General features: G+C 66.7%; 17 protein-coding genes and 1 pseudogene. 2 read left to right on the forward strand and 16 right to left on the reverse strand.

Annotation, left to right across the window (positions count from 1 at the left end; translation table 11 throughout):
* Positions 1 to 56 precede the first annotated feature (56 nt).
* The 4 genes from ABB28_RS00085 to ABB28_RS00100 all read right to left on the reverse strand — a co-directional run bounded on the left by ABB28_RS00085 (position 57) and on the right by ABB28_RS00100 (position 5,680).
* Entirely contained in the window at positions 57 to 3,227 is a 3,171-nt protein-coding gene (locus ABB28_RS00085) for an efflux RND transporter permease subunit (RefSeq protein WP_057506668.1), read from the reverse strand.
* Between the two features lie 98 nt (positions 3,228 to 3,325).
* Positions 3,326 to 4,573 (reverse strand): efflux RND transporter periplasmic adaptor subunit, encoded by a 1,248-nt coding sequence (locus ABB28_RS00090; protein WP_148049418.1) that lies wholly within the window; start codon positions 4,571 to 4,573, stop codon positions 3,326 to 3,328.
* A 112-nt stretch (positions 4,574 to 4,685) separates the two neighbouring features.
* The gene (locus ABB28_RS00095; RefSeq protein WP_057506669.1) at positions 4,686 to 5,456 is read right to left on the reverse strand and encodes an SDR family NAD(P)-dependent oxidoreductase; all 771 of its coding nucleotides are present in this window, start codon (positions 5,454 to 5,456) and stop codon (positions 4,686 to 4,688) included.
* On the reverse strand, positions 5,453 to 5,680 hold the full coding sequence (locus tag ABB28_RS00100; protein ID WP_057506670.1) for a hypothetical protein: 228 nt from the start codon (positions 5,678 to 5,680) through the stop codon (positions 5,453 to 5,455). Before ABB28_RS00100 ends, ABB28_RS00095 begins: the two co-directional genes overlap by 4 nt.
* 146 nt (positions 5,681 to 5,826) lie before the next feature.
* On the opposite strand from ABB28_RS00100, the gene ABB28_RS00105 reads away from it, so the two are divergent.
* Positions 5,827 to 6,846 (forward strand): LysR family transcriptional regulator, encoded by a 1,020-nt coding sequence (locus ABB28_RS00105; protein WP_057506671.1) that lies wholly within the window; start codon positions 5,827 to 5,829, stop codon positions 6,844 to 6,846.
* Between the two features lie 99 nt (positions 6,847 to 6,945).
* Here the strand turns inward: ABB28_RS00105 and ABB28_RS00110 are convergent, their stop codons facing one another.
* The 6 genes from ABB28_RS00110 to ABB28_RS00135 form a co-directional block, all read right to left on the reverse strand.
* Positions 6,946 to 7,641, reverse strand: coding sequence for a YiaD family glycine zipper/OmpA-like lipoprotein (locus ABB28_RS00110; protein WP_057506672.1), 696 nt, complete (start codon positions 7,639 to 7,641; stop codon positions 6,946 to 6,948).
* A 135-nt stretch (positions 7,642 to 7,776) separates the two neighbouring features.
* Positions 7,777 to 9,192, reverse strand: coding sequence for a cryptochrome/photolyase family protein (locus tag ABB28_RS00115; RefSeq protein WP_057506683.1), 1,416 nt, complete (start codon positions 9,190 to 9,192; stop codon positions 7,777 to 7,779).
* Between the two features lie 33 nt (positions 9,193 to 9,225).
* Positions 9,226 to 9,885, reverse strand: a complete 660-nt coding sequence (locus ABB28_RS00120; RefSeq protein ID WP_152983331.1) for an inorganic diphosphatase — start codon at positions 9,883 to 9,885, stop codon at positions 9,226 to 9,228.
* Positions 9,886 to 9,893: 8 nt separating this feature from the next.
* Positions 9,894 to 11,276: a purple acid phosphatase family protein gene (locus tag ABB28_RS00125; RefSeq protein WP_425479495.1), complete on the reverse strand. Its 1,383-nt coding sequence runs from the start codon at positions 11,274 to 11,276 to the stop codon at positions 9,894 to 9,896.
* A complete protein-coding gene (locus ABB28_RS00130) occupies positions 11,270 to 12,400 on the reverse strand; it encodes an NHL repeat-containing protein (protein ID WP_057506674.1) in 1,131 nt (376 codons plus the stop codon). The genes ABB28_RS00125 and ABB28_RS00130 overlap by 7 nt, the downstream gene beginning before the upstream one ends.
* Positions 12,400 to 14,958: a TonB-dependent receptor gene (locus ABB28_RS00135; protein ID WP_152983332.1), complete on the reverse strand. Its 2,559-nt coding sequence runs from the start codon at positions 14,956 to 14,958 to the stop codon at positions 12,400 to 12,402. The genes ABB28_RS00130 and ABB28_RS00135 overlap by 1 nt, the downstream gene beginning before the upstream one ends.
* Positions 14,959 to 15,124: 166 nt before the next feature.
* On the opposite strand from ABB28_RS00135, the gene upp reads away from it, so the two are divergent.
* Positions 15,125 to 15,760 (forward strand): uracil phosphoribosyltransferase, encoded by a 636-nt coding sequence (upp, locus tag ABB28_RS00140; protein ID WP_057506676.1) that lies wholly within the window; start codon positions 15,125 to 15,127, stop codon positions 15,758 to 15,760.
* Between the two features lie 109 nt (positions 15,761 to 15,869).
* On the opposite strand, the gene ABB28_RS00145 is transcribed toward upp, so the two are convergent.
* The 6 genes and pseudogenes from ABB28_RS00145 to ABB28_RS00170 all read right to left on the reverse strand — a co-directional run.
* Positions 15,870 to 16,757 carry an MBL fold metallo-hydrolase gene (locus tag ABB28_RS00145; protein ID WP_057506677.1) on the reverse strand — a complete coding sequence of 296 codons (888 nt, stop codon included), beginning with the start codon at positions 16,755 to 16,757 and terminating at the stop codon, positions 15,870 to 15,872.
* Positions 16,758 to 16,841: 84 nt separating this feature from the next.
* Positions 16,842 to 18,563 (reverse strand): gamma-glutamyltransferase, encoded by a 1,722-nt coding sequence (gene ggt, locus ABB28_RS00150; protein ID WP_057506678.1) that lies wholly within the window; start codon positions 18,561 to 18,563, stop codon positions 16,842 to 16,844.
* On the reverse strand, positions 18,560 to 18,841 hold the full coding sequence (locus ABB28_RS00155) for a YfhL family 4Fe-4S dicluster ferredoxin (protein ID WP_042612382.1): 282 nt from the start codon (positions 18,839 to 18,841) through the stop codon (positions 18,560 to 18,562). Before ABB28_RS00155 ends, ggt begins: the two co-directional genes overlap by 4 nt.
* A gap of 156 nt (positions 18,842 to 18,997) precedes the next feature.
* A complete protein-coding gene (locus ABB28_RS00160) occupies positions 18,998 to 19,492 on the reverse strand; it encodes a hypothetical protein (protein WP_057506679.1) in 495 nt (164 codons plus the stop codon).
* 82 nt (positions 19,493 to 19,574) lie between these two features.
* Positions 19,575 to 20,084, reverse strand: coding sequence for a pantetheine-phosphate adenylyltransferase (gene coaD / locus ABB28_RS00165; protein ID WP_042612384.1), 510 nt, complete (start codon positions 20,082 to 20,084; stop codon positions 19,575 to 19,577).
* A gap of 26 nt (positions 20,085 to 20,110) precedes the next feature.
* Positions 20,111 to 20,261, reverse strand: a pseudogene (locus tag ABB28_RS00170) (RsmD family RNA methyltransferase); the annotation flags it as partial.

Consider the following 20,261-nt stretch of genomic DNA (forward strand, 5'->3'; position numbering starts at 1 on the left):
GTTGGATCAGGGGGGTAGCGCCGAGCCTTGCTCGGCGGCTACCGGGGAGAAACAGATCAGTGATGCAGCGTGGATTCGCCGTGGGTCACCAGCTGGCCACCGCCATTGCGGGTGACGAACTTGCGCAGGGCCACATAGAACACCGGGGTCAGGAACAGCCCGAACAACGTTACGCCCAGCATGCCGGCGAACACCGTGATGCCGGTGACCGAGCGAACCTCGGCGCCTGCACCATGCGACAGCACCAGCGGCACGGTGCCGGCGATGAAGGCGATGGAGGTCATCACGATCGGGCGCAGACGCAGGCGGCAGGCTTCCAGCGCCGCGTCGACGATGCCCTTGCCGCCCATTTCCAGCTCCCGGGCGAACTCGACGATCAGGATCGCGTTCTTGCACGCCAGGCCCATCAGCACCACCAGGCCGACCTGCACGAAGACGTTGTTGTCACCGCCGGTCAGCCACACCCCGAACAGCGCCGACAGCAGGGTCATCGGCACGATCAGGATCACCGCCAGCGGCAGCGACCAGCTTTCATACAGCGCGGCGAGCACCAGGAAGGCCAGCATCACCGCCACCGGGAACACGATCAGCGCCGCATTGCCCTGGGTCGCCTGCTGGTAGCTCAGGTCGGTCCATTCGGTGACCATACCCGGCGGCAGCACCTGGGCGGCGATCTCGCTCAGCTTGGCCATGCCTTCGGTGGACGACAGCAGGCGCGGATCGGTTTCACCGGCCAGGTCGGCGGCCGGGTAGCCGTTGAAGCGCAGCACCGGGTCCGGGCCGAAGGTCTGCTTGACGGTGACCATCGAACCGATCGGCACCATTTCGCCACGGTCGTTGCGGGTACGCAGGCGGCCGATGTCTTCCACGCTGTCACGGAACTGGCCATCGGCCTGGGCGATCACCTGCCAGGTACGGCCGAACTGGTTGAAGTCGTTGACGTAGGACGAACCGAGATAGGTCTGCAGCGTGTCGAACAGTTCGGTCAGCTGCACGCCCTGGGCCTTGGCCTTGACGCGGTCCACTTCGGCATCCAGCTGCGGCACGTTGGCCTGGTAGCTGGTGATCGGGAAGGCCATGCCGGGGGTCTGCGAAACAGCACCCTGCATGGTCTGCACGGCCGTCTGCAGCGCACCGTAACCCAGGTTGCCGCGGTCTTCGATGAACATCTGGTAGCCGTTGCCGTTGCCCAACCCGAGGATCGGCGGCGGCATCATCGAGAACGCGAAGCCTTCCTGCAGCGCGGCGATCTTCTGGTTGATCTCCGCGTTGATCTGCGCAGCGGTGCGGCCATTGCGCTCACTGAAGGGTTTCAGCGGCACGAAGGCCACGCCGGTGTTGGGCGTATTGGTGAACTGCAGTGCATTGAGGCCCGGGAAGGAAATGGTGTGCGCCACGCCGTCGGTTTCCATCGCGATCTGCGCGACCTTCTTCAGCATCGCGTCGGTACGGGCGATGGAAGAACCTTCCGGCAGCTTCACGCCGGCGATCAGGTACAGCTTGTCCTGGGTGGGGATGAAGCCCGGCGGGACCAGCTTGAACATGACCCCGGTGCCGACCAGCAGCAGGGCATACACCACGAACACCGCGCCGCGCTTGCCGAGGATGTTGGACACGCTGCGCTCGTACTTTTCCGAGCTGGACTTGAAGAAGCGGTTGAACGGACGGAAGATCCAGCCGAACAGGCGGTCGATGATGCGCGTCGGCGCATCCTTGGCCGCGTCGTGCGGCTTGAGCAGACGCGCGGCCAGGGCCGGCGACAGGGTCAGCGAGTTGATCGCCGAAATCACCGTGGAAATGGCGATGGTGACCGCGAACTGCTTGTAGAACTGGCCGGTGACACCGGACAGGAAGGCCATCGGCACGAACACCGCGCACAGCACCAGCGCGATGGCGACGATCGGGCCGGACACTTCCTTCATCGCCTGGTGGGCCGCCGCGGTCGGCGACAGGCCTTCTTCGATGTTGCGCTCGACGTTCTCCACCACCACGATCGCATCATCGACCACGATGCCGATCGCCAGCACCAGCCCGAACAGGCTCAAGGTGTTGATCGAGAAGCCCAGCAGGTACAGCGCGGCGAACGTGCCCACGATGGACACCGGCACGGCGATCAGCGGGATGATCGAGGCACGCCAGGTCTGCAGGAACAGGATCACCACCAGCACCACCAGCGCAATGGCTTCCAGCAGGGTGGACACCACCGCCTTGATCGAGTCGCGCACGAAGATGGTGGTGTCATACACCGCTTCGTACTTGACGTCGGCCGGGAAGGTCTTCTGCATTTCGTCCATGGTGTTCATGACGGCATCGCGGATTTCCAGCGCGTTGGCACCCGGTGCCTGGAAGATGCCGATACCCACCGCGTTCTTGCCATCCAGCTGAGAACGCAGGGTGTAGTCACCGGCACCCAGTTCCAGCCGGGCGACATCGGACAGGCGCACCACTTCACCGTCAACGCCGCTCTTGAGCACGATGTCGTTGAATTCCTGCTCGCTCTTCAGCCGGCCCTGCGCATTGATCAGGGTCAGGAACTGGCTGTTGGGCATCGGTTCGGCACCGAGCTGGCCGGCCGACACCTGCACGTTCTGCTCGCGCATCGCGCCGACCACATCGCTGGCGGTCAGCCCGCGCGCGGCGATCTTGTCCGGGTCCAGCCAGGCGCGCATGGCGTAGTCACCGCCACCGAAGATCTGTGCATCGCCCACGCCCTGGATGCGCGACAGCGCGTCCTTGACGTGCAGGCGGGCGTAGTTGCGCAGGTACAGCGTGTCGTACTTTCCGTTCGGCGAGGTCAGGTGCACCACCATCAGGAAGGTCGGCGACTGCTTCTGCGTGGTCACGCCCTGGCGCCGCACGTCTTCGGGAAGACGTGCCTGGGCCTGCGCCACGCGGTTCTGCACCTTCACCGCGGCCGCGTCCGGGTCGGTGCCCGGGCGGAAGGTGATGGTCATCTGCAGCACGCCGTCGGAACCGGCGACGGACTTCATGTACATCATGTCCTCCACGCCGTTGATCGCTTCTTCCAGCGGCGTGGCCACCGTTTCTGCGATCACTTTCGGGTTGGCGCCCGGGTACACGGTACGCACCACCACCGAAGGGGGGACGACGTCGGGGTATTCACCGGTCGGCAGCAGCGGGATGCTGATCAGGCCGGCGGCGAAGATGATGATCGACAACACCGCCGCGAAGATCGGCCTGTCGATGAAAAAGCGGGAGAAATCCATGGGAATGTCCTTGGGTTTGGCCGGCGTGGGGGTGCAGCCACCCTGCCCCTGCCGTGCTGGCAGGGGATCGGGGTTCGCGGTGACGCTGGCCGGATGGATCAGTTCAGTGCGGCGGTTTCACTACCCACACGTGCCGGTGCGGGTGCCGGGACGGGGGCCTTTGCAGGTGCAGCGGCAGGTGCGGTGCCCGACTGCATGGCCACCGGCTTGGCCTGCACCGGCATGCCCGGCATGAAGACCTTCTGCACGCCGTCGACGATCACCTTGTCGCCGGCCGCCAGTCCGTTCTCCACGATGCGCAGGCCTTCGGCACTGCGACCCAGCGCGATGTCGCGACGCTGTGCCTTGCCGTCCTTGTCGACCACGTAGACGTACTTGCGGTCCTGGTCGGTCAGCACGGCGCGGTCGTCGATCAGCATGGCCTGGAACTGGCCGCTGCCGAGCAGCTGCACGCGGGCGAACAGGCCCGGGGTGAACTCACGATCGGCGTTGTCCAGCAGCGCGCGGACGCGGATGGTGCCGGTGCTGCGGGTCACCTGGTTGTCCAGGAAGTCGACCTTGCCTTCGTGCGGGAAGCCCTGCTCGCCGCTCAGGCCGATGCGTACCGGCAGCGACGCATCGCGCTCGCTCGGACGCTCGCCCTTGCGCGCCATCTGCGCATAGCGCAGGAAGGTCGCTTCGTCGGCATCGAAGTACACGTGCACCTTGTCCAGCGATACCAGCGTGGTGAGCACGCTTGCGGCATCGCCTGCACTGACCAGGTTGCCGGCGGTGACCATCGCACGGCCCGCACGGCCGTTGATCGGCGCGCGCACCTTGGTGAACTCCAGGTTGAGCGCGGCTGCATCCAGTGCCGCCTGCGCGGCCTGCACCTGCGCACCGGCCTGGTCGGACGCCGCGCGGCGCTGCTCCCAGGTTTCAGTGGAGATGGCCTGCTGTTCGGACAGGCGCTTGGCGCGATCGGACTCGCCGCGGGCCAGCGTGGACTGGGTGCGGGCGCGGGCGACTTCGGCGCGGGCGCGGTCGTACTCGGCCTGGTAGCTGCGGGCATCGATGGTGAACAGCACATCGCCCTTCTTCACTTCCTGGCCTTCGATGTAGTTGACCTTGTCGATGTAGCCGGAGACGCGTGGACGCAGGTCGACATTCTCGACCGCTTCGACGCGCCCGCTGAACTCGTCCCACTGGCTGACCTGCTTGACCAGCACCGGCGCGGCGCTGACTTCCGGGGCGGGCGGTGCGCCGGCTTCTTCGGCGTGGCTGCCACTGCAGGCAGTCAGGATCGCCAGGGCCAACGCCGAAACCGTGGCGAAGGCCACGCGGCGGGTGGTGCGGTGGAGGGGCATCATGGTGTTCATGGCATGTATCCGTAGGGGGTGGTGATACGGGTGTTCTGTCTTTCGGGGTGCCGGTCGGGCCGGCGGCCGGGGGATGGTGCGACCTCAACAAAGGTTGAGGTCAAGCACTCCCGGCCGATTCGCGCCAGCGCGGCGGCGCGTCCAGCTGCAGCAGCCCGCGTGGCAGCTGCGCATCGCGTGAATCGCAGCGCACGATCGCGCGGTTGTCGTGGCACTGGTCCAGCAGCGAGACCAGGCGGCGGCCGACCAGCAGCGCGCTCGGCCACTCGATGCAGGCGTTGGCCGCATTGCTGGGCGTGCACACCGGCGCACCGACTTCCAGCAGCTGCGCGCGCACGCCGATCGCCTGCGCTTCCTGGTGCACCACCTGGGCGTACATGCGCAGCGCTGCGGCGGTGATCGACGAATCACCATGCGCGGCCCACGGCTTGAGGCCGGCGGGGCTGCCGATCATCACGAAGCGGCGCGGGTGGTGGTGGTCCTGCAGCAGCGGCAACAGGTGGCGGACCGCATGCACGTGCGGCATCAGGTCCAACTGCAGCGTCTGCATCAGCGCATCGCCGGGACGGTCGATGACCCGGCCACGCGCATACGGACCACCGAGCGCGGCGACCACCGCACCGAGGGGGCGCTGGCGCGCCGCCACGCGGTCGGCGACCACTTTGGCCGACTCGTCATCGGCCAGCGAGCCGAGCATCGTCTCCAGGCCAGGCTCGTCGTCGAACTGCAGCCGCAGTGCGGCCAGCCGGCCCGGATCGCGGCCGACCACCAGCACCGGGCTGCCGGCTTCCAGCAATGCACCGACCACGCCCTGGCCCACGGCACCGGTGCCGCCGAGGACGAGGACCTCCGGTGCCAGCGTCCCGTTCACGGGATATTTCCTCCCATCTGCGGGACAATACCGATACGGCCCAGGCGATCCATGCCACGCGGGCGGATACGCAGGGCACCACCACGCTGCTGGCGCGGGACCGCGGTAAACTCCCGAAAATCCTTGTTAACCAAGGAGCTGGGACGATTTTCGACCGTCATCGCCTGGTCCAGGGTGTCTTGGTCGGCGGAGCGGAAGAGGTTGAGAATGTTGCGCAGGCTCATGGCTGATGGCCTCCGATTCGGGAATGGCGCCATGGTGCGCTTCTAACTCCTACTTGATTAGTCCTCTTTTAGGGGAATAATCATCCCGCACCCGGTCCAATCTTTTTGTCACGATAGTCCCGTCCCCGACGTCCAGGAATTCGACCATGTCCCACGATCTCAACGAAACGCTGATCTTCGTCAAAGTGGTCGAGCAAGGCAGTTTCATTGCTGCAGCCAAATCGCTCGGCCTTCCCAAGACCACCGTCAGCCGCAAGGTGCAGGAACTGGAAACGCGGCTCGGCGCACGCCTGCTGCACCGGACCACGCGCCGCCTGGGCCTCACCGAGGCCGGCTCGATCTACCACGAGCACTGCCAGCGCATCGCGCGCGAACTGGAGGAAGCGGAGAGTGCGGTCAGCCAGTTGCAGTCCGGCCCGCGCGGCTGGCTGCGCTTCACCGTGCCCTATTCGCTGGGCATTACCTGGATCGCACCGCTGCTGGGTCAGTTCCATGCGATGTATCCGGAAATCCGCCTGGACATGCACCTGGGCAACGAGAAGCTGGACCTGATCGCCGGCGAGGCCGACCTGGCGCTGCGCGTGGGCTCGCTGCCTGATTCCAACCTGGTGGCGCGCAAGCTGGGCACCCTGCGTACGCAGGTGTTCGCCAGCCCGGCCTACATCGAACGCCATGGCGAGCCGCTGCACCCGGACGAACTGCAGTTCCATCGCATCCTGGCCATGCGCAAGGCGTACCACAGCCATCCCAACCGGATTACCTGGCAGTTGGGCGAGAACGGCGGCGAGCTGCGCGATTTCCCGGTCACCCCGCTGATGGTGGCCAACGATGTGTCCGCGCTCAATGGCGCACTGGTGTGCGGCGAAGGACTGCTGCTGACCGGCGACGTGATGGCCAAGCCGTTCATCGAAACCGGCATGGTGCGGCGCGTGCTGGCCGGCTGGACCGGCCCGGAAGTGGACTTCAACGCGGTATTTGCCGGCGGCAAGCTGGTGTCGCCGAAGGTACGTGCGTTCGTGGATTTCCTGGTCGAAAAGTTGAACTTCGACGCCAACTACATGATGGCGCAGTGCCCGGCGGCGAAGTATGCCCAGCAACAGACCGAGAAAGCCGAAGCCGAGGCCGCCGCGGAAGGAAAGCGGATCCTGGAAGTGGTCGCCGCCTGACCGGTAGTGACGGCCGCTGGCCGTCATCCAAAAAAAAATGCCGCCTGCAAGGGCGGCATTCTGTTGCGGCCGAAGCCGCAACCGCAACAACGCGGGGCGTTACTGCTGCAGAGGAATCACACGGATTTCAACGCGACGGTTCTGTGCGCGGCCGGCGTCGGTGCTGTTGTCGGCGATCGGATAGGCCTTGCCGGCACCCAGCGTTTCAATACGCGCGCGCTGCACACCCTGCGCGGTCAGGTAGGACGCCACGGCATCGGCGCGCTCCTTGGACAGGCGGTTGTTCACCGCATCGCTGCCGATGCTGTCGGTATGGCCGACCACTTCGATCATCGTCTGGTTGTACTCGGCCAGCGTACTGGCCACGCCGTTGAGCGAGCCGTAGAACTGCGGCTTCAGCGCCGACTTGCCGAAATCGAAGGTGATGCCGTCCGGCAGGTTCAGGCTGATGTTGTCGCCCTGGCGCACCACGTCGATACCGGTGTTGGCGGTACGCTCGCGCAGCGCGCGTTCCTGGCGATCCTGGTACTGGCCTACGGCCGCGCCACTGAGCGCACCGATGCCGGCGCCGATCATGGCGTGCTGGCGGCGCTCGGTCGCGCTGCCACCGGTCAACAGGCCGGCTGCGACACCCACCGCGGTGCCGATCAGAGCGTTGCGGCCGGTGCGGTTCTGCTGCTGGGTTTCATTGCCGTACTGGTCACTCTGCACGTAGGAACCGCCGGTGGCGCAGGCGCTGAGCGCTGCGGCGGTCATCAGGGCAAGGGCCACATTGCGGGGAGCGGAACGGATCATGGAGTTCTCCTTGGAAGCCGGCTGGTCCGGCGTGCGTCGGGGTGAGCATATACAGCCTGATGCGATGCGGGGATGAGGGTCCCGACTGCGGCCGGTGCCCCGTTCAGCTTGTTCCCGACGGCGTGCAAATGCGCCCTACTCCGCCCCGGTGCGGCGATACGCAGCCAACGCCGCATCGCGGCCTTCCGCCAGATCCACCAGCGGTGTGCGCGGGTAGCTGGGCGCCTTGTCCGCCAGCAGCGCAGGGTGCTGCCAGGGTGCAAAACGGGCCTTGACCGGAAGTGCGGCCAGTTCGGGCACCCAACGCGAGATGTAACGTGCCTGCGGATCGAATTTCTCGGACTGGGTCACCGGGTTGAACACCCGGAAATACGGCGCGGCATCGGCGCCGGTGCCGCCCACCCACTGCCAGCCCATCGAATTGTTGGCCAGGTCGGCATCGACCAGGGTGTCCCAGAACCAGCGCGCGCCGATGATCCAGTGCGCGCGCATGTGCTTGCACAGGTAACTGGCCACGATCATCCGCACCCGGTTGTGCATCGCGCCGGTATGCCAGAGCTGGCGCAGGCCGGCATCGACGATCGGCACGCCGGTGCGGCCCTGCTGCCACGCCTGCAGGTCGGCGGCGCTGGGCGTGGCCCAGGCAAATCCATCAAAACGCGGGTTGAGGTTTTCGTCGCTGGTCTTCGGGAAATGGTGCAGCAGGTGATGGGCGAAATCGCGCCAGCCGAGCTGGCGGATGTAGGCATCGATGTCGGCACTGCGGCCGGCGGTGCGCTCGGCTTCCAGCGCATGCACGATGCGCCACGGCGCGATCTCGCCGAAATGCAGGTGCGGCGACAGCAAGGACGTGCCGACGCGGTCCGGCAGGTCGCGCTGCTCGCGATAGCCGTGCAGCGCGCCATCGACGAACACGGTCAGCGCCTCGCGCGCGCCGGCTTCGCCGGGCTGCCAGTGCTCCCAGAAGCCGGCATCCCAGCCCAGCGTGGGGGCCAGCCCCAGCGCATCCAGCGCGAGGCCCTGCACGGCATGCGCGGTCAAGCGGGCCGGCGCATCACTGCCCGGCTGCAGTCGCCAGTTGCTCAGTGCGTTGCGCCAGAACGGGGTGAACACCTTGTAGGGACCGCCCTGCTTGGTTTCCAGCTCCCACGGTTCAAACAGCAGGCTGCCGTTGCAGCTGTCTGCCTGCAGGCCCTGCTCGCGCAGCGTGCGTTTGATCTTCGCATCACGCGGTTGCGTCGCCGGCTCGTATTTCCGGTTCCAGAACACCGCTTCGGCGCCGGTTTCGCTGATCAGCTGCTGCAGCACGTCCAGGCTGTCGCCCTGGCGCAATACCAGCTGCGAGCCGCGTGCGCGCAGGTCTGCATCCAGTGCGGCCAGCGAGCGGTGCCGCCAGGCATTGGAGGCCGCGCCGGGTGCCCAGCTGCCCTCTTCGTGCGGGGCATGGATGTAGACCGGCACGACGTCATGCCCGGCCTCCAGTGCCGCCTGCAGGGCCGGATTGTCGGCAAGGCGGAGATCACGGCGAAACCACACCAGGGCTGATGACACGCGCTGCATCCAGGACAAAAACAGGAAGCGCCATCATAGCGATGGCGCGTGACCTGGCTGTAGAGCCGACGGGGTCGGCACTGGCTGGGCGGCGTCGAAACGCTGCATTGACTGCTGGATCAGCGCCTTTGCTTCGGCCGCATTGCCCCAGCCGCTCAGCTGTACCGGATTGCGGCCTTCGGGCAGGTCCTTGTAGACGCGGAAGAACGCCTCGATGCGCTGGCGCTCGATCGGCGCCAGGTCATCCAGATCGCGGACGTGGGCGTAGCTGGGATCGACCTTGTCGGTCGGCACACCGATCACCTTTTCGTCCTGCTCGCCATCGTCGACCATCTTCAGGTAGCCGATCGGCCGGAAGCGCACGATCACCCCCGGGTGCAGCGGCTCGCGGGTCAGCACCAGCGCGTCCAGCGGATCGTTGTCTCCGGCCAGCGTCCGCGGCATTGAACCGTAGTTGGCCGGGTACGCGACCGGCATCGACTGGAAGCGGTCCACATGCAGCAGCCCGTCCTGCTTGATTTCGTACTTGGTGAAGCTGCCCGCCGGGATCTCCACCGCCAGGTTTGCTTCTTCCGGGGCCTGCTTCGGCTGCGCGGCCAGGAACGGATGCAGCACCGTATCGGCGGCGATCGCGGCGCCGGCCATCAGGGTCAGGCCGGCGGCCAGTGCCAGCATCGGCAACGCGTTGCGCATGGGGGGCTTCATTCCCAGCACCGGTCCTTGCGCCCGGTCGGCGCGTGCGGGCGCAGGCAGCGCCGCGGTGCGATGCGGCCTTCTTCCAGCTCCACCTTCCTGGTGCTGCCATCGGCCTGGCGGACCAGTTCGAAGGCATCGTAGAGCTTGCCGGTGACCGTGCGCGCTTCGTAATGCAGGCGTTGCGGATCGATGCGCAGCACCTGGAACAACTGGGTGTCCTCGGCCACCGGCGACATGGTCTGCAGGGCCTCCTTCGACAGCCGGTACTGCTTCGGGCTGGCATTGCTGACCACGAACTGCGGGGTCGCCATGCCGTCTTCGCCACGGCGGCCATAGGTGTGGTCATGGCCCTGCAGCACCAGGTCCACGTCATGCCGGCGCACCACCGGCAGCAGGGCCTCCTGCAGCACCGGGTTGTGGCGCCCCCGCGCCGGTGAGTAGAACGGCTGGTGCACGACGACGATCGTCCACGGCTGGGTATTGCTGGCCAGCACCTGGTCCAGCCACCGCGCCTGCGCCTGCGCGGTGCCGAGGTCCATCGCCGAGGTGCCATCCAGCACGGCGAAGCGCACCCCCTGGTAGTCGAACCAGTAGGTGCTCTTTTCCGCGCCCTCGGCCCCGTTGCCCGGCAGCGCGAACGTGGCCGGCCAATGCCGCGCCATCACCCGACGCTCCTGCGGAGTGTCTTCGAATTCCTCGAAGTACTCGTGGTTGCCGATGGCCGGGGCCAGCATCGTTTCCTGGGCCAGCCAGCCGGTGGCGGCGAACCACTCGCCCCACTCGCTGTCATCGGCATCGTAGCCGCCACTGACCAGGTCGCCGGCGAACAGGCTCAGGTTGGCCTCCGGCGCGGCTTTCTGCGCGGCGCGCACCACCCGGGTGACATGGCTGAGGTTCTTGTTCTGGGTATCGCCGAAGTACAGGAAGGTCATCGGCTGGTCCGCGCGGCCTGCGGTACGCAGCTGGTTCCAGGCGCTCCAGGTGTCCTTGCCCTGCACGCGGTAGACGTACAGCGTGCCGGGTTCAAGCCCGCTCACATCCGCGCGATGGTGGTGCGACAGGCCGTTCTCGGTCTGCAGAGGCTGGCTGCTGGCGGTGATGCGGGTGATGGGGCCGAAGCCGGGCGTATCGTCGGCTGGAGCGATTTCCAGCAGCGGCGCCTGCACGCTGCCATCGGTGCGCCAGCGCACCGCGAATCCATGCGCGGCATCGGCCGCCGGCGAGGCGACGATGCGGTCCGGGAAGCCGCTGGCGGCATAGTGGCGGTTGCCCGCCAGCACCTGGCTGTTGGGCTCCACGCGCGCGGCGAGGTCGTCGGCCGACGCCGCGGTGGCAGACAGCGCCAGTGCAAGGCTGAACGCGAGGGAGGCGAGGCGCGCGATCACGATGCACACTCCAGCGGCAGCGCCAGCGCTTTGGCGATCTGTTCCCAGTCGAAGGCGACCACCCCCTGGTCATCGTGCACCGCATACAGCGCGCCATGCGGGAAGCGCGGGCTGCCCTGCTGCATCATCCAGATGCCATCGGTATTGGCGACCTTGTTGCCCTGGAACGATCCCACCGGCTTCAGGCTGTGGCGGTCGAACAGATGGAACACGCTGCGCTCCTTGCCCTGTTCGGTGGTGATCCACCAGCCGTCCTTGCCGCAGGTACGCAGCATCACGCCTTCGGCCTGTGCCTTGAACACATCACGGCCGAAGGTGGTGCCGGTGAAGCGGCCCGCCAGCGTGTACACCTTGAACTCACTGGCGTAGGTCTCGTCCTCTTCGGCCACCAGCAGGCGGTCGTTGGCCGGATCGCCCCAGATCGATTCCACCACGCGCAGCGCGCCGGCTTCGCTGGTGTCGCCGATGCTGGCGGCCAGCGTTGCGGTCACCTCCGCGCCATCGCGGCGTACGTGGTACTGGCGCACCCGCTTGTCCAGCTCGGCCAGTGGCGGCAGGATGTCCTTGCCCTGTGCGTCCTCGCCGTTGTCCCAGGAATCGGTCACGTACACCGCATAGCCATCGGCGCGCTTGTCCACCCACAGGCCGTACGGCTTGCGCAGGTCGTCGGCACCGAATACCGCCAGCGCAGTGAAGTCCGGCAACGAGAACACCTGCACGCGGTGGTTGTCACGCTCGACGATCCACAGCAGGTCATCGGTCACCGAAATGCCGTTTGGGCGATCGAACTGGCCCAGCGCGGTACCGGTGCTGCCGACCTCGCGCAGCGGCGCGCCGGTGCTGCCGTCGTACACCACCAGCTTGTCGGTGGCCTTGGCCGTGGCGATCAGCCAGGTCTTGCCGTCCGGTGCCGTCCAGGCCGCCGGCGAATCGATGTTGTCATCCGGGGTCATCGGGGTCAGGAAGGCTTCGGCCAGCGTGGCGACCTGGCGTTCGGCGCTGGCCTGCCCGGCGGCAGGCGCCCTGGCGGCGGCGTCGTTGCCCGGCGGCGCAACCGGCGGGGTGCGCGTGCAAGCGGCCGCCAGCACCAGCGTCACCGCGCTGGCCAGCATCATGCGCCGCGCCATCACAGCGACACCTTCAGGCCGACCGCATAGGTGCGGCCGTATTCTTCCAGCTGCAGGGTGCGCGAGCGCGTGCCCTGGTAAAGCTCAAGCGGCTTGTCCAACAGATTCTGTGCCTCGAAATACAGGCTGACGCGGGGGCTGAACGTGTAGTCCAACGAGAAATCGAGCTGGGTGTGCGGGGCGACGAAGATGTCGAACGCACGGCCGGTGCCGATGCTGTCGAGGTACTCGCTGCGGTACACCGCGGCAATGCGCGTGCTCAGGCCGTACTTTTCGTACCCGACATGCGCGCTGTACACATGCTTGGACGCCCGCGGCAGCATGAAATCATCGCCCTGGCGGTCGGCCAGGCCCGGATCGAAGTCTGTATCCAGCCAGGTGCCGCTGGCCCCCACCAGCAGGCCATCCAGCCCCGGCGGCAGGAACGCGAGCTGCTGCTGGTAATTGAACTCGGCGCCGCGCACGGTGGCCTTGTCGCCGTTGATCGCCTGGGTCACGTCGAAGCCTTCGTAGGCCGGATCGTTCTGGCGGACGGTCTCCACGATGTAGCCGTCGATGGACTTGTGGAACAGGCCCAGCGAGACGATGCCGGTGCTGCCCAGGTACTTCTCCACCGACAGGTCGATGTTGGTCGATTCGTACGGATCCAGTTCCGGGTTGCCCAGTCGCACTTCCTCGTCGCCGCGGCTGTAACCCACGCGCGGGGAGATGTCGCCGAAGGACGGACGCGAGACCGTCTTGTTGGCCGATGCCCGCAGCACCCAGTCATCGGCCGCGTCGTAGCGCAGGTGCAGGCCGGGCAGCACGTTGCTGTAACTGCGGTTGGCCACGCGCGGGGTGACGGTGAAGCTGCGCTCGTCTTCGGCCACGTCGACCTGGTTGCCGACCGCGCTGAACTGGGTGTTCTCCACGCGCACGCCGCCGATGATGCGCAGCGCACCGATGTCCCAGGTGCCCATCGCGTAGCTGGCGAAGATGTCTTCGCTGGCGCTGTAGTCCTCTTCCAGCGAGGTCGTTGCATTGGCCCCGGCCTCCTGCGGGCGTGCACTGTACAGGCCGCTGTTGGCGGCCCAGTAGCGGCGCATCAGCGCCGAGCTCATGCCCTGCCCCAACGACCCGTGGCGATGTTCGGGCGCGCCGGTGGTCCAGCTGTCCAGGTCGATCGCCGGCCCGCGGCGCAGCTCCACTTCGTTGACGTCCACGTCGCGCTCGCGCCAGCGCCCGAGCAGGCCGATCTTGTAGCTGGCGTTGTCGGCGTCGAAACGCACGTTGACCTGTGCGCTGTGTTCGTTGTCGTCCACCCGCTTGGGCGACAGGATCATGCGGTCGTAGGCGAAGTTGGTGTTGTCCATCCAGTCGTTGTTGGACAGTGTGTAGCGCGGCAGCCGGCTGCGCTGGTCCAGGGTGCCGGACAGGTCATCGGCATCGAGCTCGAAGCGCGCTTCCATCTCATCGTCCACGCGTTCTTCGGTCTTCGTGTAGCCCACCTTGTAGTCGACCACCGCAGAGGTCAGCCGGTTCTCGCCGCCCAGGCTCGCAGCGAAAGTGTTTTCTTCCTTGGTGCGGTAGCGCATGCGCTTCTGGATCGCATCGGACGGCAGGTCATCCAGCCGGAACTGGTCGGTGCCGGTGGCCACCACGTCGGCATCTTCGAAGTTGAAGATCGTGCGCTGGCGCGTTTCCGCGTCGTCGAAGCGGCTGTACAACGTGCGCAGGTAGTAGCTGCTGCCCTCGCTGGGACGCCAGTCGAAGTTGAGGTTGGCGCCGATGCGCTTGCGCTCGATTTCGTACTTGCGGTGCTGCAGGTTGATCGTGGTGACATCGCCAGGCGTGGCATCGTCTTCGCCGTCGTACTCCACTTCGGTGTTGTCTGATTCGAACTTGCGGTTCTGGTAATTCACGCCCAGTGCCACGCCGAAGGTATCGGCGAACACCTCGCTGTAGTTGATCGCCGCCTTCGGGCTGGTGTGGCCGGACAGCGGCTGGTGGCTGCCTTCGATCTTGCCGCGCAGGCTGCGCCCATCGCGGTCGAAGGCCGACGCGGACTCGACCAGGATCGCGCCGCCGATGGCATCGCCGGGCATGTCCGGCGTCGGCGACTTGACCACGCGCAGGCGCTCGGTGGAATCGGACGGAATCACGTCCAGCGGCGCGGCGCGGCTGGAATCCTCCGGCGTGCCCACAGCGATGCCGTCGATGCTGACGCTGTTGAGGTTGGCATCCAGCCCACGCACCACCACGAAGCGCCCTTCGCCCTGGTCGCGGGTGACGCTGACACCGGGCAGGCGCTGCAGCGATTCGGCCACGTTCTTGTCCGGGTACTGGCCCAGCGCATCGGAGGACACGGCGTCTTCGATGGCATCGCTGCTGCGCTTGAGGTCCACCGCGCGGATCTGCGATTCCAGCTGGGCACGCACTTCGATGCGGTCCAGGTCGGTGGCATCGGCGGCGAGGGCACTGGTGGCGGCCACGTCCTGCCCGGCGGCATGCAGCGGTGCTGCAACCCCCATTGCCAGGGTCAGGGTGATGGCAATCGCCAACGGTGTCTTGGTCTGCACGGGTGTCCCCATTCGGTGTGAAGAATGGGAGGGCAAGGTATGTCGGCGAGGTTTCACCGGCATGACACCGGGGCACCGGATCCGGCAGGGACGCGTCCACGCGCTGGCCGCGACCGACGGGCTGCGGCAGAATACAGGCCTCTGCCCTTGCCCTTTCCCGCCCCCCATGAACATCGTCGAAGTGCGCCATCCGCTGGTGCAGCACAAGATCGGCCTGATGCGCAACGCTGCGCTCAGCACCAAGGATTTCCGCGAACTGGCCAACGAACTGGGCACGCTGCTGGCCTACGAGGCCACCGCCGACCTGGACACCGAATCGCACACCATGGACGGCTGGTCCGGCCCGGTGACGGTGCAGCGCATCGCCGGTGCCAAGATCACCGTGGTGCCGATCCTGCGCGCCGGCCTGGGCATGCTCAGCGGCGTGCTGTCGCTGATCCCGGCAGCCCGGGTCAGCGTGGTCGGCCTGCAGCGCGACGAGGAAACGCTGCAGCCGGTGCCCTACTTCGAACGCCTGACCGGCCGCCTGGAGGAGCGCGATGCGCTGATCCTGGACCCGATGCTGGCCACCGGTGGCACCCTGATCGCCACCATCGACATGCTCAAGCGCGCCGGCGCCCGCCGCATCAAGGGCATCTTCCTGGTTGCCGCGCCGGAAGGCATCGCCGCCGTGCAGGCCGCCCATCCGGACGTGCAGATCTACACCGCCGCCATCGACGACCACCTGAACGAGAAGGGCTACATCCTTCCCGGCCTGGGTGATGCCGGCGACCGCATCTTCGGCACCCGCCTGATCGGCTGACAGAAAAAAGGGGACGGAGGGAATTAAGTCGCAATCGGCCAGATCACGGCCGATTGCGACTTAATTCCCTCCGTCCCCTTTTTTTAAGGGCCAGCGGCCGTCACTCCCTTCAGGCGAGGGCGCGGGCCTTGAGTTCGCCCTGTTCGTGCACGGTCACGAAACGGCCTTTGTCGTCGCGCTGCAGCTGCGCCAGCGCTACCTGCGGGTCGTGGGTGAAAAACAGGTGGACGTTGCGTGCCAGCTTGTCTTCGAGGAACTGTTTTTTCTCGTCGATCAGCAGTTCGGCATTGCGGTCGTAGCCCATGGTGATCGGCACGTGGACCCACGAACGGCCCGGCACCAGGTCGGCGCAGAACACCACCCCGCCATGCGCCTGCCCGTCCCTGCCCGGCTGGCCGACGATCTCGGCCAGCATCAGGCCCGGGGTATGCCCGTCACTGAAGCTGAAGCGCACGCTGCGGCCCAGCACGCGGGAGTACTCGCCCTGCACCACTTCCAGTCGTCCGCTCTGCTGCAGCAGCGCGGGCAGTTCGGGGATGAAGCTGGCGCGGTCGCGCGGATGCGGCTGCAGTGCCCGCTGCCAGTGCTCGGCACCCACCACGAAGGTGGCATTGGGGAACAGCAGTTCCGGCTCACGCCCTTCCACCCACGGCGCCAGCAGGCCACCGGCGTGGTCGAAATGCAGATGGCTCAGGACCACCACGTCGATGTCTTCGTGCTCGAAACCGGCTTCACGCAGGGAATCGATCAGCACATGCTGGTTTTCCTGCACGCCGTAACGTTCGCGCAGGCGCGGCTCGAAGAACGCGCCGATGCCCGTTTCGAACAGCACCGTCCTGCCTTCCAGCGGGCTGGCCAGCAAGGCGCGGCACGCCAGCTCGATGCGGTTGAGTTCGTCGGGCACTGCCCATTTTTCCCACACCGCGCGCGGTGCGTTGCCGAACATCGCACCGCCATCCAGGCGCTGCGTGTTGCCGCGGATCGACCATAGTTTCATGCGGCAAGTATCGGTCAGCCAGCGTTAAATAATCGCTAGCCGAACCGATGACGCCGAGCGTGACCCGGCGCTGCCGTGACCGGATTACTTCACCTCGGCGCTGCCCACCGGGTTGCGCGGATCACTACCGCCAAACAGGGTATTGCTGCGACGATCCCATTCGACGGTCTGCAGGTTGCCCCAGACGTGACTGGAACCGCGGCCGCCTTCAGCGCTGTCGCCAGGCAGGTCGATCTTGTGGCCCATCGCCTGCAGCTGCTTGATGGTGCCGGCATCGAACGCGCCGGTTTCCGCTTCGATCGCATCCGGCAGCCACTGGTGGTGGTAGCGCGGCAGCGCGGCGACCTGCTGTGCGGTCAGGCCCTGGTCGTAGCCCAGGATGCCCAGCAGCACCATGGTGATGATGCGGCTGCCACCGGGCGTGCCGAGCACCACCACTTTGTCGGCGTTTTCCATGAAGGTCGGGGTCATCGAACTGAGCATGCGCTTGCCCGCCTTCGGCGCATTGGCGGCATAGCCCATCACGCCGAACGCGTTGGGGGTGCCCGGCTTCAGCGCGAAGTCGTCCATTTCGTTGTTGAGCAGCACGCCGGTGCCCTTCGGAATCAGGCCCGAGCCGTACAGCAGGTTCACCGTCTGGGTCGCGCCGACGCGGTTGCCGTCGCGGTCGATGATCGAGAAATGCGTGGTCTCGTCGTCTTCCAGCGGGGTCGGGTTGCCCGACAGCAGGTCGCTGGGCGTGGCCTTTTCCGGGTGGATGGTGGCACGCAGGCCCTGCGCGTAGTCCTTGCTGGTGAGCACCTTCTGCGGAATCTCTACGAAGTCCGGATCGCCCAGGAAGAAGGTACGGTCGCGGTAGGCACGGCGCATCGCTTCGACCACCAGGTGGGCGCGGTGCGCCTCATCCATCGACTTGATGTCCCAGCCTTCCAGGATCTGCAGCATGCTCGCCAGCGCGATGCCACCGGACGACGGCGGCGGCGCGGTGGTGATTTTCCAACCGTTGTAATCGAACACGATCGGCGCGCGCGCCTTCACCGTGTAACCGGCCAGTTCGTCGGCGGTCCAGCGGCCACCGGCCTGCTTGACGCCGGCCAGCAGCAGCGCGCCGGTCTGGCCGCGATAGAACCCATCGAAGCCGCCATCAGCCAGACGCTCCAGCGTGCGCGCCAGTTCCGGTTGCTGGAACAGATCGCCTTCGGCGATCGGCTTGCCGTTGCGCAGGTATACCTCGCGCGTGCCGGGATAGCGTTCCATCACCTCGCGCCGCGACTGGTAGCCCTTGGCCATCCGCGCATACACCGGGAAGCCTTCGCGGGCGATGCGGATCGCCGGCTGCAGCGAGGCCTTCAACGGCAGCTTGCCGTGCCTGGACGACAGCTCCACCAGTGCTGCCGGCAGGCCGGGGATGCCGGCCGACCAGGCACCGTTGACCGAACGGTCACGATCCAGGTTGCCGTCCTTGTCCAGGAAGGCCGCCTCGGTGGCCGCGGCCGGCGCGGTCTCGCGCGCATCCAGCATCAGGTCCTTGCCCGAAGCTGCATCGTGCAGCAGGAAGAACCCGCCACCGCCCAGTCCGGAGCTGATCGGCTCGACCACGGCCAGCGTGGACGACACCGCCACGGCCGCGTCGAAGGCATTGCCGCCCTGGGCCAGGATCTGCATGCCGGCCTGGGTGGCCAGCTGGTGGCCACTGGCAATGGCCGCGCCATCGGGATGGGCGGCACGGGCCGGGACAGCGGCATGGGCCAGCGGGGCGGACAGCAACAGGCCCAGCAGCAACAGGGGGCGCAGGATCGGGTTCATTCGGATGGGGGCTCCGCGTAGAGTTCGGGGTGATCGTGCTGCAGGCCACGTAGCTTGGCCATCAGCTGGTCATGCGTTTCGACGATATCCGGGTCCGGGTCGATGCATTCGACCGGACAGACGACCACGCACTGCGCTTCGTCGAAATGGCCCACGCACTCGGTACAGCGCGCAGGGTCGATCACGTAGATGGTTTCACCCATCGAAATGGCCTGGTTGGGGCAGGCCGGCTCACAGACGTCACAGTTGACGCAGAGCTCGTTGATTTTCAGCGACACGGCGATGACTCCTCGCCCGCGCACCGCATCCGGCCAGCGCGGGCCGGGATGCTGGACTGGCACCGGCCTGCGCGGGCGCGCGGGCCGGTCAGGGGCGCCGCCACGAAGGCGCCGCCCACGACCACGCCGGTTGGCGTGGCCGCTACCGCACGGGAATTACTTGGCTTCGACGAAAACGTAGTCGGCACCGGTGGGCTGCACGACGGACTGCACACGGGCGTTGTCAGCGGCTTCGCCGATGAACAGCACGCGCACGTTCTTCATCGAATCCGGCGACACGTCCTTGAACACGACCTGGATCATGTCGGCCATCTTGCCCGACGCCGACGAACCGAAGGCCAGCATGTTGCCCGGCTGCACGCCACGGGCGACGGCCTGGGTGGCGCTCTCGGTCTGGCGCTCGAACTTGGCGGCGAACTCCGGATCCGATTCCGGTGCGAGGTAGTACAGGAACGGGCTGTTGGTCACGGTGCCCATGTTCTGCACGGCGACGGTCTGCAGGTACTTCTTCCAGCCGGCATCGTCGTCCTTGGCCGGGGCGACCAGCGCCTGCTGTGCATCGGCAGCGGCAGCCGGGGCTTCTTCCTTCTTGCAGGCAGTGAAGGCCAGGGCCAGCGAGGCCAGCAGCATCGCGCGCATGGTGGTGTTCATGGATGATCTCCCGTGGTGGTTCTGTGGATTGCAGTGGATACAAAAAGGTGCCGACGGCGGTCATCCGCCACGGGCGGGTGGATCAGGCCTGCGCCGCCTTGGCTTCGCGGGCCTTGCGCAGCGCGTCGAGCACCGACGCCGGCACGAAGCCGGACACGTCGCCACCCAGGCGTGCGATTTCACGTACCAGCGAGGACGAAATGAAGCTGTGCTGCTCGGCTGGTGTCAGGAACAGGGTTTCGACTTCCGGGATCAGGTGGCGGTTCATGCTGGCCATCTGGAACTCGTATTCGAAATCGGAGACCGCGCGCAGGCCGCGCAGCAGGATGCCGCCCTGGACCGAACGCACGAAGTGCGCCAGCAGGGTGTCGAAGCCGATCACTTCCACGTTGTCGTGGTGCGACAGCGCCCCGCGTGCCAGCTGCACGCGCAGTTCCAGCGGCAGCGTCGGGCCCTTGGACGGACTCTGTGCCACGCCCACGACCACTTTTTCGAACAGCGGCGCTGCCCGGTTCACCAGGTCGATGTGACCGTTGGTGATGGGATCGAAGGTGCCCGGATAGACAGCGATGCGACGATTGGCGACGGTCATGTGCGGTCGTGAACGTTCAGATTGGGTCAAAGTGTAGCAGTGGCGCGCCGGTACAGCGCAAAGCGCACCTCGCGGGTGCCGCCTTCGCGGTGCAGCAGCCAGTCCGCCGGCAGCGCCGGGGCCTGCCCTTCCGGCGATTCCAGGTACAGCCAGGCATCGGCGCTGCCGGCGGACTGG

Source organism: Stenotrophomonas chelatiphaga, assembly GCF_001431535.1.
In the GTDB taxonomy this organism is placed as follows: domain Bacteria; phylum Pseudomonadota; class Gammaproteobacteria; order Xanthomonadales; family Xanthomonadaceae; genus Stenotrophomonas; species Stenotrophomonas chelatiphaga.